This is a genomic window from Streptomyces sp. NPDC089915 (assembly GCF_040684675.1).
In the GTDB taxonomy this organism is placed as follows: domain Bacteria; phylum Actinomycetota; class Actinomycetes; order Streptomycetales; family Streptomycetaceae; genus Streptomyces.
The window spans coordinates 20,548-35,998 of the sequence record NZ_JBFBGN010000072.1 but is presented as its reverse complement, the minus strand read 5'-3'; the positions used below and the strand labels follow the sequence as shown (position 1 = coordinate 35,998).

The 15,451-nt window shown below is 74.2% G+C and carries 11 protein-coding genes; 4 read left to right on the top strand and 7 right to left on the bottom strand.

Going from position 1 to position 15,451, the window contains the following annotated elements:
• Positions 1-166: 166 nt before the first annotated feature.
• The 4 genes from AB0O29_RS21520 to moeZ all read left to right on the top strand — a co-directional run bounded on the left by AB0O29_RS21520 (position 167) and on the right by moeZ (position 4,077).
• Positions 167-994, top strand: coding sequence for a hypothetical protein (locus AB0O29_RS21520; RefSeq protein ID WP_365153655.1), 828 nt, complete (start codon positions 167-169; stop codon positions 992-994).
• Positions 995-1,075: 81 nt separating this feature from the next.
• On the top strand, positions 1,076-2,092 hold the full coding sequence (locus AB0O29_RS21515; RefSeq protein WP_365153653.1) for an NAD-dependent epimerase/dehydratase: 1,017 nt from the start codon (positions 1,076-1,078) through the stop codon (positions 2,090-2,092).
• Positions 2,080-2,835, top strand: a complete 756-nt coding sequence (locus tag AB0O29_RS21510; RefSeq protein WP_365153652.1) for a spherulation-specific family 4 protein — start codon at positions 2,080-2,082, stop codon at positions 2,833-2,835. The genes AB0O29_RS21515 and AB0O29_RS21510 overlap by 13 nt, the downstream gene beginning before the upstream one ends.
• 63 nt (positions 2,836-2,898) lie before the next feature.
• Entirely contained in the window at positions 2,899-4,077 is a 1,179-nt protein-coding gene (gene moeZ, locus AB0O29_RS21505) for an adenylyltransferase/sulfurtransferase MoeZ (RefSeq protein ID WP_365153651.1), read from the top strand.
• Here moeZ and AB0O29_RS21500 read toward each other — a convergent pair.
• From AB0O29_RS21500 to AB0O29_RS21470, 7 genes are all read right to left on the bottom strand, one after another.
• Positions 4,074-5,678 carry an alpha/beta hydrolase gene (locus AB0O29_RS21500; RefSeq protein WP_365153649.1) on the bottom strand — a complete coding sequence of 535 codons (1,605 nt, stop codon included), beginning with the start codon at positions 5,676-5,678 and terminating at the stop codon, positions 4,074-4,076. The two genes, moeZ and AB0O29_RS21500, sit on opposite strands and share 4 nt — an antisense overlap.
• Before the next feature lie 274 nt (positions 5,679-5,952).
• Positions 5,953-7,521 (bottom strand): protoporphyrinogen oxidase, encoded by a 1,569-nt coding sequence (gene hemG / locus AB0O29_RS21495; RefSeq protein ID WP_365153647.1) that lies wholly within the window; start codon positions 7,519-7,521, stop codon positions 5,953-5,955.
• The gene (locus tag AB0O29_RS21490) at positions 7,518-8,723 is read right to left on the bottom strand and encodes a TIGR04053 family radical SAM/SPASM domain-containing protein (RefSeq protein ID WP_365153645.1); all 1,206 of its coding nucleotides are present in this window, start codon (positions 8,721-8,723) and stop codon (positions 7,518-7,520) included. The genes hemG and AB0O29_RS21490 overlap by 4 nt, the downstream gene beginning before the upstream one ends.
• Positions 8,720-9,445, bottom strand: a complete 726-nt coding sequence (gene narI, locus AB0O29_RS21485; protein ID WP_365153643.1) for a respiratory nitrate reductase subunit gamma — start codon at positions 9,443-9,445, stop codon at positions 8,720-8,722. Before narI ends, AB0O29_RS21490 begins: the two co-directional genes overlap by 4 nt.
• Positions 9,445-10,104 carry a nitrate reductase molybdenum cofactor assembly chaperone gene (gene narJ / locus AB0O29_RS21480; RefSeq protein ID WP_365153641.1) on the bottom strand — a complete coding sequence of 220 codons (660 nt, stop codon included), beginning with the start codon at positions 10,102-10,104 and terminating at the stop codon, positions 9,445-9,447. The genes narI and narJ overlap by 1 nt, the downstream gene beginning before the upstream one ends.
• Positions 10,101-11,627, bottom strand: a complete 1,527-nt coding sequence (gene narH / locus AB0O29_RS21475) for a nitrate reductase subunit beta (protein WP_365153639.1) — start codon at positions 11,625-11,627, stop codon at positions 10,101-10,103. Before narH ends, narJ begins: the two co-directional genes overlap by 4 nt.
• The gene (locus tag AB0O29_RS21470) at positions 11,627-15,289 is read right to left on the bottom strand and encodes a nitrate reductase subunit alpha (RefSeq protein WP_365153637.1); all 3,663 of its coding nucleotides are present in this window, start codon (positions 15,287-15,289) and stop codon (positions 11,627-11,629) included. The genes narH and AB0O29_RS21470 overlap by 1 nt, the downstream gene beginning before the upstream one ends.
• Positions 15,290-15,451 lie beyond the last annotated feature (162 nt).

The window sequence follows — 15,451 nt, the reverse complement described above, 5'->3', positions numbered from 1 at the left end:
GGCGCTGCCCCCGGACCCCCGCGCCTCAAGCGCCGGCGGGGCTGGGTTCGCCTCAAGCGCCGGCGGGGCTGGGTTTGCCTCAAGCGCCGGCGGGGCTGGGTTCGGTCCGTCGGCGGCTGCGGATGTTGCGGGTGCTCCCAGGGCCGGTCGGCGGGGTGGGGATCCGGTGAAGGCGCTGCTGCACCGGCATCGGGAGCTCTGTGAGCGGGCCGTCGACGCGTTGGAGGTGGCCGCCGGGCTGGAGGCGTGCGGGATCAGCGACCGGACCGCCGCGCGGTTCCGGCACCGGGACGTGTTCTCCCTCGCCGAGGAGCTGTACGCGCGGACCCCGCGCGGCGAGGAGCCGGCCGGCGAGCCCGCCCCCGCCGCCCCCGCGGGCCGGGCGGTGGTGCGCCGGTTCGGGTGCGCGCTGCTGCCCGGCGCCCTCGGCTGCGCGGCGGCCGCCGCCGGGGTACCGGGTGCCGCGCTCCTCGCGGGACTGCTCGCCGCCGCCGCGCTCCTGTGGCCCGGGCGGGCCGCCGGGGGCCGGTTCCCCCTCACCGCCCACCTGCTCGCGGCGGCCGCCGCCGGCTGGGCCGCCCACCGGCACGGCCCCGCCCTCGGCGCGGCCCTCGCCCTGGCCGTGGCCCCCGGCCACCTCACCGCCGTCCTCTACGCGGCCCGGGCCCGGCGCCGGCTCGCCGGGAGCCGGGCCCTCGACGAGTTCGCCGCCCGGGCCCGGCCCCTGCTGGCCGGAGCGCTCCTGCTGTTCACCGCGGCCGCCACGGGGGCCGCCGCGCTCGTCGGAGCCGCCCCGGCCACGGCCGTACCGCTCGCGGTGCTGCTGTTCCTGGCCCGGCTCCTCCTCGGCCACGGCGCGCACCGCGCACCGGTGGCCTTCGCCCTGGCGCTCGCCCTGGTCCCCGTCCCGGCCGCGGTGTACGCGGCCGTCGCGGGACTCCTCGTACACGCCTTCCTCGCGCTGTCCCGTGCCTCCGCACACGCGCGTCCCTGAGCGCCGTACCCCTATGACCGACCCCACCCACCCAAGGAGAAACAGGATGACCGGCCAGCCAACCAACCGAGGGGCCGCGCGATGAGGGTGCTGCTGATCGGAGCCAACGGTTACCTCGGCCGCTACGTCGCGGACCGGCTGCTCGCCGACCCCGCCGTCCAGCTCACCGCGCTGGGCCGGGGCGACGACGCCGACGTCCGCTTCGACCTCGCCACCGGCAGTCCCGGCGCCCTCACCCGGTTCCTGGACGCCGTCCACCCCGGCGTCGTCATCAACTGCGCGGGCGCCACCCGGGGCGGGGCCCGCGAGCTCACCCGCCACAACACCGTCGCCGTCGCCACCATCTGCGAGTCCCTGCGCCGCAGCGGCTGCGGGGCCCGGCTCGTCCAGCTCGGCTGCGCCGCCGAGTACGGGCCCAGCCAGCCCGGATCGTCCACGGCCGAGGACGCCGTCCCGAGACCCGGCGGACCGTACGGGGTCAGCAAGCTCGCCGCCACCGAGCTGGTGCTCGGCTCCGGGCTGGACGCCGTCGTCCTGCGGGTGTTCTCGCCCGTCGGCCCCGGCACCCCCGCCGGGTCCCCGCTCGGCCGGCTCGCCGAGGCCATGCGGCGCGCCATGCAGTCCGGGGACGGGGAACTCAAGCTCAGCGGCCTCGGAGTGCAGCGCGACTTCGTCGACGTACGGGACGTGGCCCGGGCCGTGCACGCGGCCTCCCTGTCCGCCGCCCAGGGCGTCGTCAACATCGGCACCGGCCGCGCGGTCCGGCTGCGCGACGCGGCGGCCGTCCTGGCCCGGGTCGCCGGGTACGGGGGCGCCCTGAACGAGCTCGACGTCCCGCACGGCGGACCGCACAACACCCCGCAGCACGGTCACCCCGGCCGGCCGCAGGGCCTCGCCGGCATCGGTTCGCCCCGCTCCGAGGCCACCGCCGAACAGCTGAGCGGCGGGGCCCCGCAGCCGTACCCGTACCCCGACGGCTGCGGCGCCTGGCAGCAGGCCGACGTCCGCACCGCCCGGGACCGGCTCGGCTGGCGGCCCCGGATCAACCTGGAGGAGTCCCTCGCGGACATCTGGATGGAGGCCGCGTGCCGTATCTGACCACCCCGCCCGGGGCCACGGCGGCCGCCGCCACCGAGTCCGGCCGGCTCGGCCTGGGCATCCCCGGTTACGCGCACCCGCTGCTCGCCCCGGTGGAGTGGGCCGAGCTGACCCGCCCCGGCACCCCGCTGCACTGGGCCGTCCTCAACGTCGCCGACGGCCCCGGCGGGCGCCCCGACCCGCACTGCACCGAGGCGGCCGGGAAGCTCCGCGGCGCGGGCGGGACGGTCCTGGGCCACCTCGCCCTGCGGCGCGGCACCCGGGCCTTCGGCGAGCTGGTCTCCGACGCCCACCGCTTCCGCGACTGGTACGGGGTCGGCGGGTTCTACCTGGCCGAAGCCCCCTCGGACCGGGCGGACCTCGCCGGGGTCCGGCGGCTCACCGACGCCCTGCGCGGGCTCGGCGAGGACCTGCGGATCGTGCTCGGACACGGCACGCACCCCTGCGAGGGCTACCTGGAGGCGGCCGACCAGCTGGTCACCTTCTCCGGAGCCTGGGCCGACTACCGCTGGTCGCAGGTGGCGGAGTGGACGGCCGACCACCCGCCCGAGCGGTTCTGCCACCTCGTCCACGGCGTGCCCCGCACCCACCTGGAGGAGGCGGTGCGCATCGCCCGCTGGCAGGGGGCCGGAACCATCTGGTTCACCGACCGGCGGGCCACCCCCGACCGGGACCCCTGGGAGTCGATGCCCGGGTACTGGGACGAATTCGTCTCACGGATCGGACCGGGTGTCTCGGAATGAAGAAGGGCGTGGCAGTGTTACGGGAAGAACCACCGTTCAGACTTACCCATCTACGGAGTCCCCGTGTCGCTGCCACCCCTGGTCGAGCCAGCTGCTGAGCTCACCGTTGACGAGGTCCGTCGGTACTCCCGCCACCTGATCATCCCGGATGTCGGGATGGACGGCCAGAAGCGCCTGAAGAACGCCAAGGTGCTGGCCGTGGGCGCGGGCGGCCTCGGCTCGCCCGCCCTCATGTACCTGGCCGCGGCCGGCGTCGGCACGCTGGGCATCGTGGAGTTCGACGAGGTCGACGAGTCGAACCTGCAGCGCCAGATCATCCACAGCCAGGCGGACATCGGCCGCTCCAAGGCCGAGTCCGCCCGCGACAGCGTGCTGGGCATCAACCCGTACGTCAACGTGGTCCTTCACGAAGAGCGGCTCGAGGCCGAGAACGTGATGGAGATCTTCAGCCAGTACGACCTCATCGTCGACGGCACGGACAACTTCGCCACGCGCTACCTGGTCAACGACGCCTGCGTGCTGCTGAACAAGCCGTACGTCTGGGGTTCGATCTACCGCTTCGACGGCCAGGCCTCCGTCTTCTGGTCCGAGCACGGTCCCTGCTACCGCTGCCTCTACCCGGAGCCCCCGCCGCCGGGCATGGTCCCGAGCTGCGCCGAGGGCGGCGTCCTGGGCGTGCTGTGCGCGTCCATCGGCTCCATCCAGGTCACCGAGGCCATCAAGGTCCTCACCGGCGTCGGCGAGCCGCTCGTCGGCCGCCTGATGATCTACGACGCCCTGGAGATGCAGTACCGCCAGGTCAAGGTCCGCAAGGACCCCGACTGCGCCGTCTGCGGTCCGAACGCGACCGTCAAGGAGCTCATCGACTACGAGGCCTTCTGCGGCGTCGTGTCGGAGGAGGCCCAGGAGGCCGCCGCCGGCTCCACGATCACTCCCAAGCAGCTCAAGGAGTGGATCGACACCGACGAGCCGATCGAGATCATCGACGTCCGCGAGGTCAACGAGTACGAGATCGTCTCGATCCCCGGCGCGAAGCTGATCCCCAAGGGCGAGTTCCTGATGGGCACCGCCCTCCAGGACCTCCCGCAGGACAAGCGGATCGTCTTGCACTGCAAGACGGGTGTCCGCAGTGCGGAAGTCCTCGCGGTCCTCAAGAGCGCGGGCTTCGCCGACGCCGTCCACGTCGGCGGCGGCGTGATCGGCTGGGTCCACCAGATCGAGCCCGAGAAGCCGGTCTACTAGACCTGCCCCGGAGGGGCCGTACCGCTCGGCGGTACGGCCCCTTCGTCGTTCCCCGTCCCCGGGGTGCACACGGCGTTCGCGGCCGGCACCTTCCCGTCCAGCAGGTAGGCGTTCACCGCCCGCTGCACGCACGGGTCGCCGCTGTTGTACGCGCCGTGCCCCTGGCCCTTGTACGTGAGCTCCACGCCCACGCCCTTGCCCAGCTGCTCCACCATCTTGCGCGCGCCCTCGTACGGGGTCGCCGGGTCACCGGTGTTGCCGACCACCAGGATGGGCGCCGACCCGGGCGCGGAGACGTCCGGGGTCTGCCAGGCCCCGGCCACCGGCCAGCCCGTGCAGCTCATCAGGGCCCAGCCCAGGAAGTCCCCGAAGACCGGGGAGGCCTTGCGGAACTCCGGCAGCTTCGCCTTGGTCTGCTCCAGGCTGTAGCGGTCCTTGGAGTCGGCGCAGTTGATGGCCGTGTTGGCGGCGCCGATGTTGCTGTAGCGGCCCTGCTGGTCCCGCCCGTTGAGCGCGTCGGACAGGGCCATCAGCAGCTGCCCCTGCCCGCCCTCGGCCTCGTCCAGGCCCTGCTCCAGCAGCGGCCACAGCTCCTTGGAGTACAGGGCCTGCGCGATGCCGTTCGTCGCCATCGTCTCGGTCAGCATCCGGTCGCCGATGCCGGGGATGGGCTTGGCCGTCAGCTCCTTCTGGAGCCTGACGATGTTGTCCTCGATCTCCTTGGGGGTGCTGCCCTGGAGCCGGCACTGGTCGCCCCGGTTCACGCAGTCCTGCGCCCAGTTGCCGAGGGCCAGCTGGAAGCCCTTCGCCTGGCCGAGCGCGCCCTGCTCGGAGTCCTTGGTCGGGTCCACGACCGCGTCGAAGACGGCCCGGCCGACGTTCTTCGGGAACAGGTGGGCGTAGACCCCGCCGAGCTCGGTGCCGTAGGAGATGCCGAAGTAGTTCAGCTTCGGGTCGCCGAGGGCCTGGCGGATCCGGTCGAGGTCCCGGGCGGCGTTCTCGGTGCCCACGTACGGCAGCACCTTGCCGGACCTCGTCTGGCAGGCCTGCTGGTAGCGGCGCAGGCCGTCCGTGAAGGCCTTCTCCTGCTCGGGGGTGGAGGGGGAGGAGTCCTGGGCGTAGTACGCGTCCAGCTGCTTGTCGTTCTCGCAGAGCACCGGGGCGCTGCGGCCGACCCCGCGCGGGTCGAAGCTCACCAGGTCGTACCGGTCGCGCAGGGCCGCGTAGTCCTTCGCGGCGCCGGGCAGGGTGGTGATGCCGGAGCCGCCCGGGCCGCCGAAGTTGAAGACGAGGGAACCGAGCCGCTCCTTCGGCTTCCTCGCCTTCGCGCGGATCAGGGCGATGGGGATGGTCTCCCCCTCGGGCTGGGCGTAGTCGAGCGGGACGTCGAGGGTGGCGCACTGCCAGTCCGCGGGCGGGGCCTGCCCGCCGCCCTCGGCGGCGTCGGGCGCCGCGCACTCCCCCCACTTCAGGGGTTTCGTCTCCATGGCGCCCCCGGCCGGGGCCTTCTTCGTACCGCCGCCGGCGGAACAGGCACTGCTGGTGAGCAGCGCGGCGGCGAGGGCGGCGGCAGCGGCGGTCCGCAGGGCGATCGTCGGCATACCCCCATCGTGTGCGCCCGGCCCGCCCTCCGCCCGCTGACGGTCCAGCCGGGTGACCCGGCGGGGCCCGGCGCGGGTCCGGCGCGGGTCGGGCCGGCCGCCGGGCGCGGGGTGCCGGCCCGGGCCGTCGCCCGCGTGCCGCACCGCTGCGGGGCCGACCCGTGTCGGCGTACGGTCGGCTCCGGCGGGCCGGTGGACGGGGCGGTTGCCCGCGTGCCGCACCGCTGGGGGACGGACCGCGTCGGGGCACGGCCGGGTCCGGTGGGCCGGCGGCTCAGAGGGCCGTCAGGGCCTCGCGGGCCGCCGAGCGGCCCGTGGCGACGCAGGCGGCCACGCCGACGCCCTCGTAGGCGGCGCCGCACAGGCCCAGGCGGGGGAGTTTCGCGGCGGCCTCGCGGATGCGGGTGACGCGGTCCCGGTGGCCGACGCCGTACTGGGGCAGGCCCCGGTCCCAGCGGGTGACCCGGGACGCGACCGGTTCGCCCAGCGGGCCCGCCGCCCGGTGCAGTTCGCCGACGGTACGGCGGACCAGGTCGCGGTCGGACAGCCGCAACGGGGCGTCCTCGCCGCTCCGGCCGACGGAGGCGCGCAGGACGAACAGGTCCGGGGCGGCGGCCCCGAGCCAGGCCCACTTGTTCGACAGGAAGGAGGCCGCCTTGAGCGTGCGTCCGTCCACGGGCGGGACGAGGAAGCCGTTCCCCTCCGGGAGGTGCTGGGCGCGGGCGCGGGAGAAGGCCAGGGTGATCACGGCCGTGGAGGCGTGCGGGATCGCCGCGAGCTCCTCCCCGGCGAGCGGCGCGTGCGGCAGCAGGAGTTCGGCCGCGGCGAAGGCGGGCAGGGCCAGGACCACCGCGTCGGCGGTCAGCGTCAGCGGCCCGTCGCCGGTGTCGGCCCGGACGCTCCAGCGGCCGGACGGGGTGGGGGACAGGGCCCGGGCCGTGGTCCCGGTGAGGATCCGCGCCCCCGACGCCGCCGCGACGGCCTGCGCGAAACGCCCCGTCCCGCCGACGACCCCCTGCACGGCGACGGGCGCCCGCGCCGGGGCCGCAGCGCCCTGGGCCGCAGCCGCCGACGGGGATCCAGCCGCGCCTGCCGCGCCCGCTGGGCCTGCCGGTCCGGCTGCGCCCGCCGGTCCGGCTGCGCCCGCCTGCCCGGTTGCGCCCGTTGCGGCCGCTCGACCGGCTGCGCCCGCCGGCTCGGCCGCGCCCGCCGCCCCCGCCGCGCGCCCCGCGCCCGCGGACCGCATGCGGGTCAGGGACGGGAGGAGGGGTTCGCCGCGTTCGGCTATCGCCGCCAGGCGGGGCATCGTGGCGCGGAGGGAGAGGTGGTCGGCGCGGCCCGCGTAGACGCCGCCGAGCAGGGGCTCGACCAGGCGGTCCACCGCCTCCCGGCCGAACCGGGCCGTGAGGTACGCGCCGACGGAGCAGTCCCCGGCCAGGGGCGCGGCGGGCAGCTCCGCCTCCCGGGCCGCCCGCTCCACGCCCTCCGGCGAGAGCAGCCCCGTACCGGCCAGCGCGGCCGGGTCGGCGGGCACGCCCATGACGTGCCCGGCGGGCAGCGGGCGCAGCGCGCCGCCGCTCCACAGGGTGGTGGGGGAGGCGGCCGGATCGCACAGCTCCCCGCCCAGCCCCACCTCCCGCGCCAGCCGGACCGCCTCGGGGCGCAGCGCCATCAGGGACTCGGCGCCCTCGTCCACGGCCACCCCGGCGAAGGTGCCGGTGCGGAGCTTGCCGCCGACCCGGCCGCCGCTCTCCAGGACGGTCACGTCCGCCTCGTCACGCAGCTCCCAGGCGGCCGCCAGACCGCTGATCCCGCCGCCGACCACGATCACCGAAGGCCTCACAGGGCCCCCTCCGTTCCGTTCCCGGCCCCCATCAGGGGCCGCAGTTCCTCCTGGTAGGGGAAGGAGCCCGGCTCGTACCCGCAGTACGGGTCCTCCCCGAGCACGTCCCCGCCGGCCCCGTACGCCCGCGCCCGCGAGCCCCCGCAGACCGGCTTGAACTCGCACGCCCCGCACCGGCCGCCCAGCAGCGAGGTGTCCCGCAGGGCGGTGAACAGGGGCGAGCCCCGGTAGATCTCCGTCAGCGGGCGGTTCTTGACGTTGCCCGCCGGCACCGGCAGGAAGCCGCTGGGGTGGACCTCGCCGGTGTGGGACACGAACGCGAACCCGCGCCCCGACGAGACGTCCAGCGGCGGCCGGCGCGCCGCCCGCCGCTCGCCCTCGAAGAGCCGGGCCGAGGCGGCGCGGGCGTGCAGCCGCCCGTACAGCGGTCCCAGCGCGGGGTGCTCCCCGCGCGCGTCGAGGACGGCGCGCTGGAGGGCGACCCGGCGGAAGTGGTGGCCCTCGGTGGTCTTGACGGCCAGGACGGTGCCGCAGTCGTGGAGGAAGTGCAGGACGTCCTCGATGGCGCCCGGGGCGAGCGGGTCCATCCGCTGCGCGCGGCCCGTGGGGACGAGGAGGAAGGCCGACCAGAGCATGGCGCCCTCGCGGCGCACCAGTGCGGCGATGTCGGCCAGGTCCTCCAGGCTGTCCCGGCTGACGGTGGTGTTGATCTGCACCTTGAGGCCGAGCGCTCGGGCGGCCCGCCAGCCCTCCAGGGTCCGTTCGAAGACCCCGGGGACGCCCCGGAAGGCGTCGTGCCGGGCGGCCGTGGAGCCGTCCAGGGAGAGGGAGACGGCCACCGCGCCGGCGTCGCGGACCGCGCGGAGGCTCTCCGGGGTGAGGGTCGGGGTGCCGGAGGGGGAGACGGCGACGCGCAGGCCCAGGGCGGTCCCGTACGCGATGAGCTCGGTGAGGTCGGGGCGCTGGAACGGGTCCCCGCCGGTGATCACGAACAACGGCGCGGGCCGGCCGAACGCGGCGACCTGGTCCATGACCCGGCGGGCGCCGGCGCCGTCGAGCTCCTCCGGGTGCCGGGCGGTCGCGGCCTCGGCCCGGCAGTGCAGACAGGCCAGCGGACAGGCCCGGGTGGCCTCCCAGATGACGAGGAAGGGCCGCTCGGAGACGGAGTGCCGGGGCCGGCGCAGGACTCTGGCCGGCTTCACGAGACCCGCTCCCAGCCGCGCCGGTCCGGGCGGTTGGACGTCAGCCGGGGGTCGCGCCGGCGGTAGACCACGAACGGGCGGAAGAGGTACTTCAGTGGCGCCGAGAACATGTGCACCAGCCGGGAGTACGGGATGAGCGCGAACAGGGTGAACCCGAAGAGGACGTGCAGCCGGAAGGCGAGCGGGGCGGCGGCCATCAGCCGGTAGTCGGGGGAGAGGGCGAACAGGCTGCGGAACCAGACGGAGACGCCCTCGCGGTAGTTGTAGCCGTCCGTCTGCCCGGTCGAGTTGAGTACCGTGGCGGTCAGGCCGAGGGCCAGCGCGCCGAGCAGGACCCCGTACATCAGCCGGTCGCCGCGGACCCGGGCCCTGCGGACGGCGGGCGTCCGCAGGCGGCGCCAGACCAGGACGCCGATCCCGCCGGCGGCGGCCACGCCCGCGACGGCGCCGGTGGAGACGGCCATCAGGTGGTAGGCGTGGTCGTCGAGGCCGACGGCGTCGGTCCAGCTCATCGGGATCAGCAGGCCGACGACGTGCCCCGCGACGACGAAGGCCATGCCGAAGTGGAAGAGCGGCGAGCCGATGCGCAGCAGCCGGGACTCGTACAGCTGGGAGGAGTGGGTGGTCCAGCCGAAGGCGTCGTAGCGGGCGCGCCAGACGAGGCCGGCGAGCAGCAGGGCGACGGAGACGTACGGGAACACGCCCCACAGGAGGAGGTCCATCAGGCCGTCTGCCTTTCCGGAAGGGCCGGCCAGGGCAGGTCGACGGGCACGTCGACACCGGGGCCGAGGGGTTCGAGGGGGGAGCCGAAGCCCACCAGTTCCTGCGGCGGGCCGCTGCGCGCGAGGGCCTTCGCCTCCGCCTTCGTCCGCGGGGAGGCGCCGGGCAGGGTGGTGCAGACCGCCTCCAGCACCCGGGCGTACGGGGACCCGCAGTCGGTGAGCGCGAGCCGCAGCAGTTCCAGCCCGGCCCGGTGCTCCTGGAGCAGCTCGGTGCCGGCCTCCTCGCGCAGCGCGGCGAACTCCAGGGCCACGGGCAGGAAGTCGGGCAGTTCCTCGCCGGTGAACTCCAGCCCGAAGTCGCGGTAGATCCGCTTGAGCCGGACCAGCGACAGCCCGCGGCGGCGGGTGTCCCCGTCCGCCCACCAGGTGAGGTAGAGGCAGCGGCGGTTGCGGGTGTCGAAGGTGGAGGTGTACTCGGCGCACAGCTCGATCGGGCCCAGGGTCTCGGTGTGGTCGAGGAAGGCGCCGAGCAGTGCGGCCGGTTCGGCGGGCGCCCCGGCCAGGGCCCCGCGCAGGCGGGGGAGTTCGTCGTGGAAGCGGTCGCCGGGGTACTGCAGTACGCAGCCCGCGACCAGCCGGACCAGGGCGTCGGGGGTCATGCGCTCCTCCTGGTGGGGCTGAGGTTGAGCATCACCCGGGACGGGCCGCCCTCGGCGCCGGCGACCGGGCAGCCGTCGTCCAGCGGGTGCGACTCGGCGAGGGCGTCGGCCTCGGAGCGGGCGGCGGCGGGGATCACGAACCGGTCCTCCTGCTTGGCGACGGCCAGCAGCCGGAACATGTCCCGCATCTCGGCGCCGGTGAGCCCGACGGCCGTCGCGACGGACTCGTCGGCCGGCTCGCCGAGGTTGATCCGGCGCATGTAGGCGCGCATCGCGGCCATCCGGCGCAGTACGGCCTCGACGGGGTGGGCGTCGCCGGCGGTGAGGATCTCCGCGAGGTACTCGACGGGGATGCGCAGCGCGTCGATGGCTCCGAACAGGTTGCCCGCGTCCTCGCCGTCGCTGCCGGTCGCGGCGACCGCCTCGACGACGGGGGAGAGCGGGGGCACGTACCAGACCATGGGCATCGTCCGGTACTCCGGGTGGAGCGGGAGGGCGACCTGGTAGGTGGCGATCAGGTCGTACACGGGGGAGCGCCGGGCGGCGTCGAGCCACTCGTCGGTGATCCCGGACGCGCGGGCCGCCGCGATCACGGCCGGGTCGGCCGGGTCGAGGAAGCATTCGAGCTGGGCGGGGTAGAGGTCGTGCTCGTCGGCGACGGCGGCGGCCTCGGCGACCCGGTCGGCGTCGTAGAGCATCACGCCGAGGTAGCGCATGCGGCCGACGCAGGTCTCCGAGCAGACGGTCGGCATGCCGACCTCGACGCGCGGGAAGCAGAAGGTGCACTTCTCGGCCTTGCCGGTCTTGTGGTTGAAGTAGACCTTCTTGTACGGGCAGCCGGTGACGCACATCCGCCAGCCCCGGCAGCGGTCCTGGTCGACGAGGACGATGCCGTCCTCCTCCCGCTTGTACATCGCGCCGGACGGGCAGGAGGAGACGCAGGCCGGGTTGAGGCAGTGCTCGCAGATCCGGGGGAGGTAGAACATGAAGCTCTGCTCGAACTCGAAGCGGATCCGCTCCCCGACCTCCTCGCGGATCTTCTCCACGACCGGGTCCTTCACGGCGTGCTCGGGGGCGCCGCCCAGGTTGTCGTCCCAGTTCGGGCCCCACTCGATGGTGTCGAGGGGCTCTCCGGTGAGCTGGGAGACGGGGCGGGCGGTGGGGAGGTCCTCGCCCGCCGGGGCCTCGGTGAGGTTCTTGTACTCGTACGTCCAGGGCTGGTAGTAGTCGCCGATCTCCGGGAGGTGGGGGTTGGCGAAGATCCCGCCGAGCTTCTGGAGCCGGCCGCCGGCCCGCAGCCGCAGCCTGCCCGAGCGGGTGCGCTCCCAGCCGCCCTTCCACTTGTCCTGGTCCTCCCAGCGGCGGGGGTAGCCCTGGCCGGGGAGGGTCTCGACGTTGTTGAACCAGACGTACTCGGTGCCCTGCCGGTTGGTCCACGCCTGCTTGCAGGTGACCGAGCAGGTATGGCAGCCGATGCACTTGTCGAGGTTCATGACCATCGCGACCTGTGCCATGACGCGCATCAGTACTCCACCTTCTGGTCGCGGCGGCGGATGACCGTCACCTCGTCACGCTGGTTCCCGGTCGGGCCCAGGTAGTTGAAGGCCCAGGTCAGCTGGGCATAGCCGCCGATGAGGTGGGTGGGCTTGAGCATCACCCGGGTCAGGGAGTTGTGGATGCCGCCGCGGCGGCCCGTCTTCTCCGTGCGGGGGACGCCGACCGTGCGCTCCTGGGCGTGGTTCATGTAGACCGTGCCGGGCGGCATCTTGTGGGAGACGATCGCGCGGGCGGTGACCACGCCGTTGCGGTTGACGGCCTCGATCCAGTCGTTGTCGGCGACTCCGATCGCCTCGGCGTCCTGCGGGGACATCCACACCGTCTGGCCGCCGCGCCCCAGCGTCATCATGTACAGGTTGTCCTGGTACTGGCTGTGGATGGCCCACTTGTTGTGCGGGGTGAGGTACCGGACGGCGACGGTCCTCTCGTCCACCCGGCCGATCTCGGGCTCCCCGTACAGCCGGTGCATGTCCAGCGGCGGCTTGTAGACCGGCAGGGATTCGCCGACCTCGTGCAGCCAGTCGTGGTCGAGGAAGAAGTGCTGGCGGCCGGTGAGGGTGTGCCAGGGCTTGAGGTGCTCGGTGTTGACGGTGAAGGCGGTGTAGCGGCGGCCGCCGGACTCCGAGCCGGACCACTCCGGGGAGGTGATCACCGGGACGGGCCGGGCCTGGGTGTCGGCGAAGGAGATCCGCTTGCCCTCGGCCTCGGCGGCCAGGTGGGCCATGGGCGTGCCCACCTTCTTCTCCAGCGTCTCGAAGCCCTGGACGGCCAGGCGCCCGTTGCTGGTGCCGGAGAGGGAGAGGATCGCCTCGCAGGCCTGCTGGGCGGTCTCCAGGCGGGGCCGGCCGGCGGCGGCGCCGGTCCGGACGGTTCCGTTCTTCGCGCCGAGGTACTCGACCTCCTCGGCGACGTCGAAGGTGACGGCCTTGGTGGTCACCCCGAGGGTGTCCACGAGCGGGCCCAGCGCGGTGAACTTCTCGCCCACCGCCCCGTAGTCCCGCTCGACGACCGTCAGCCCGTACATCGTCCTGCCGGGTACGGGCTCGCACTCGCCCTTCGACCAGTCCAGCGCCACCCCGCCCGGCTGGGCCATCTCGCCGCCCGGGGTGTCGTGCTGGAGGGCGGTGGCGACCAGGTCGCGGCGGACGCCCAGGTGGGTGCGGGCCAGTTCGCCGAAGCGCTCGGCCAGGCCCCGGAAGGCGTCGTAGTCGGAGCGGGCCTGCCAGGGCGGGTCCACGGCCGGGGTGAAGGCGTGCAGGAAGGGGTGCATGTCCGTGGAGGACAGGTCGTGCTTCTCGTACCAGGTGGCGGCGGGGAACACCACGTCGGACAGCAGGGTCGTGGACGTCATCCGGAAGTCCATGGTGGTCAGCAGGTCCAGCTTGCCCTCCACGTCCTCCTCCCGGTAGGCGACGTCCCTCGGGGTGCAGCGGGGGCCGTCCTCGGGGAGGTTGGAGTGGGTGCCGAGGAGGTGCTTGAGGAAGTACTCGTTCCCCTTGGAGCTGGACCCCAGCAGGTTGGCCCGCCAGACGTTCAGCACGCGCGGCCAGTTGCGCGGGGCGTCCGGGTCCTCGCCGGCGAAGCCGAGGGTGCCGTCCTTCAGCGCGCGGACGGCCTCGCCGACCGGGTCCTCGGCCTCGCCCAGGTCGAGGGGGTTGCGGTCGAAGGTCGGGTAGGACGGCATCCAGCCCATCCGGGCGCTCGCGGCCAGGCAGTCCGCCCCGCTCATGCCCTCGAAGGCGCCCGTGCCGAGCGGGGAGGCCAGCGCCCCGGCGGGCAGGGTGTCGTACCGCCACTGGCCGGTGTGCAGGTAGAACCAGGCGGCGCCGATCATCTGGCGCGGCGGACGCGACCAGTCGGAGGCGGCGGCGAGGGTGGCCCAGCCGGTGACCGGGCGGCACTTCTCCTGTCCGACGTAGTGGCCCCAGCCGCCGCCGTTGCGGCCCTGGCAGCCGGTGAGGGTGAGCAGGGCGAGGAAGGCGCGGTAGATCGTCTCGGAGTGGAACCAGTGGTTGGTGCCCGCGCCCATCAGGATCATGCAGCGGCCCTGCGACTGCTCGGCGGTCCGCGCGAACTCCCGTGCCACGCGCACCGCCTGGGCGGCGGGCACGGAGGTCAGCGACTCCTGCCAGCCGGGGGTGCCGGGCTGGGAGGCGTCCTCGTACCCGGCCGGCCACTCACCGGGCAGGCCCGCGCGGGGGACCCCGTACTGGGCCAGCATCAGGTCGAAGACGGTGGTGACCAGCCGCCCGCCGAGGCGGCGCACCGGGACCCCGCGGCGGACGGTGCCGTCACGGCCGCCCTCCTCGAAGCGGGGCAGCAGGATCTCGGCGCTCTCCCCCTCCCCCAGCAGGGTGAGGCGGGGCACGGTGTCGCCGAGGTCGAGGTTCCACTCCGGCTGCTCGTTCCTGCCCCAGCGGTGGCCGAGCGTGCCGTTCGGGACGACGGGCTCACCGGTGGCGTCGTCGACGAGGACGGTCTTCCACCGCGCGTTCTCGGTGTCCTGGCCGAGGTCGGCCGCGGTGACGAACTTGCCGGGAACCAGGCCCTGTTCCGTCTCGCGCAGCGACACGAGGAAGGGGAGGTCGGTGTAGGTGCGCACGTAGTCCGTGAAGAAGGGGGTCTGCTTCTCGACGAAGAACTCCTTCAGGATGACGTGCCCCATCGCCAGGGCCAGCGCGCCGTCCGTTCCGGGGTGGGGGTGCATCCACTCGTCGGCGAACTTGGTGTTGTCCGCGTAGTCGGGGGAGACGGCCACCACCTTCTGCCCCCGGTAGCGGGCCTCCGCCATCCAGTGGGCGTCCGGGGTGCGGGTGACGGGGACGTTGGAGCCCCACATCATCAGGTAGGCGGCGTCCCACCAGTCACCGGACTCGGGCACGTCGGTCTGGTCGCCGAACACCTGCGGGGAGGCCACGGGCAGGTCGGCGTACCAGTCGTAGAAGCTGAGCATCGGCGCGCCGATGAGGGAGTGGAAGCGGGCGCCGGCGGCGTGCGAGGCCATCGACATCGCGGGGATCGGGGAGAAGCCGGCGACCCGGTCCGGGCCGTGCTCCTTGATGGTGTGCACGTGCGCGGCGGCGACCAGCTCGGTCGCCTCCTCCCAGGTGGCCCGCACCAGGCCGCCCTTGCCGCGGGCCTTCTGGTAGCGGCGCCGGCGCTCCGGATCGGCCTGGATGTCGGCCCAGGCCAGCACCGGGTCCTTCAGCCGGGCCTTCGCCTCCCGGTACATCTCCAGCAGCGTTCCGCGCACGTACGGGTAGCGCACGCGGGTCGGCGAGTACGAGTACCAGGAGAACGAGGCGCCGCGCGGGCAGCCGCGGGGCTCGTACTCGGGGCGGTCCGGGCCCACCGAGGGGTAGTCGGTGGCCTGGGTCTCCCAGGTGATGATCCCGTCCTTGACGAAGACCTTCCAGCGGCAGGAACCGGTGCAGTTCACGCCGTGCGTCGAGTACACGACCTTGTCGTGGCTCCACCGGTCCCGGTAGAAGGACTCGGCGGCCCGCCCGCCCGTGCGGTGGACGGTGCGGAGGTCCTCGGAGACCTCGGCGTCGGTGAAGAAACCACCGGCGCGCCGGGCACCCTCGACGGCGAGGGAACGGAAGGGACTCTCCTGACGCGCGTCCAAGACGACCTCCAGGGCGGAAAGCAGGGGGGTGGGGAGGGGTGGGGAGGGTCGAATTCCGGCCCGTATCCGACGCTACGCCCGCCGGAAAGCGGAACCCGGTGACAAAGGTCCCCATTGCCCGTGACCTCTTTCCGGTCTTTCGGGGGCCGAGTGGGTGCGAGG

Coding starts and splice junctions, on each gene's coding strand:
- narJ (WP_365153641.1), bottom strand. CDS start 10,104: ATGACCCCCGACGCCCTGGTCCGGCTGGTCGCGGGCTGCGTACTGCAG.
- AB0O29_RS21515 (WP_365153653.1), top strand. CDS start 1,076: ATGAGGGTGCTGCTGATCGGAGCCAACGGTTACCTCGGCCGCTACGTC.
- narI (WP_365153643.1), bottom strand. CDS start 9,445: ATGGACCTCCTCCTGTGGGGCGTGTTCCCGTACGTCTCCGTCGCCCTG.
- narH (WP_365153639.1), bottom strand. CDS start 11,627: ATGCGCGTCATGGCACAGGTCGCGATGGTCATGAACCTCGACAAGTGC.
- AB0O29_RS21500 (WP_365153649.1), bottom strand. CDS start 5,678: ATGCCGACGATCGCCCTGCGGACCGCCGCTGCCGCCGCCCTCGCCGCC.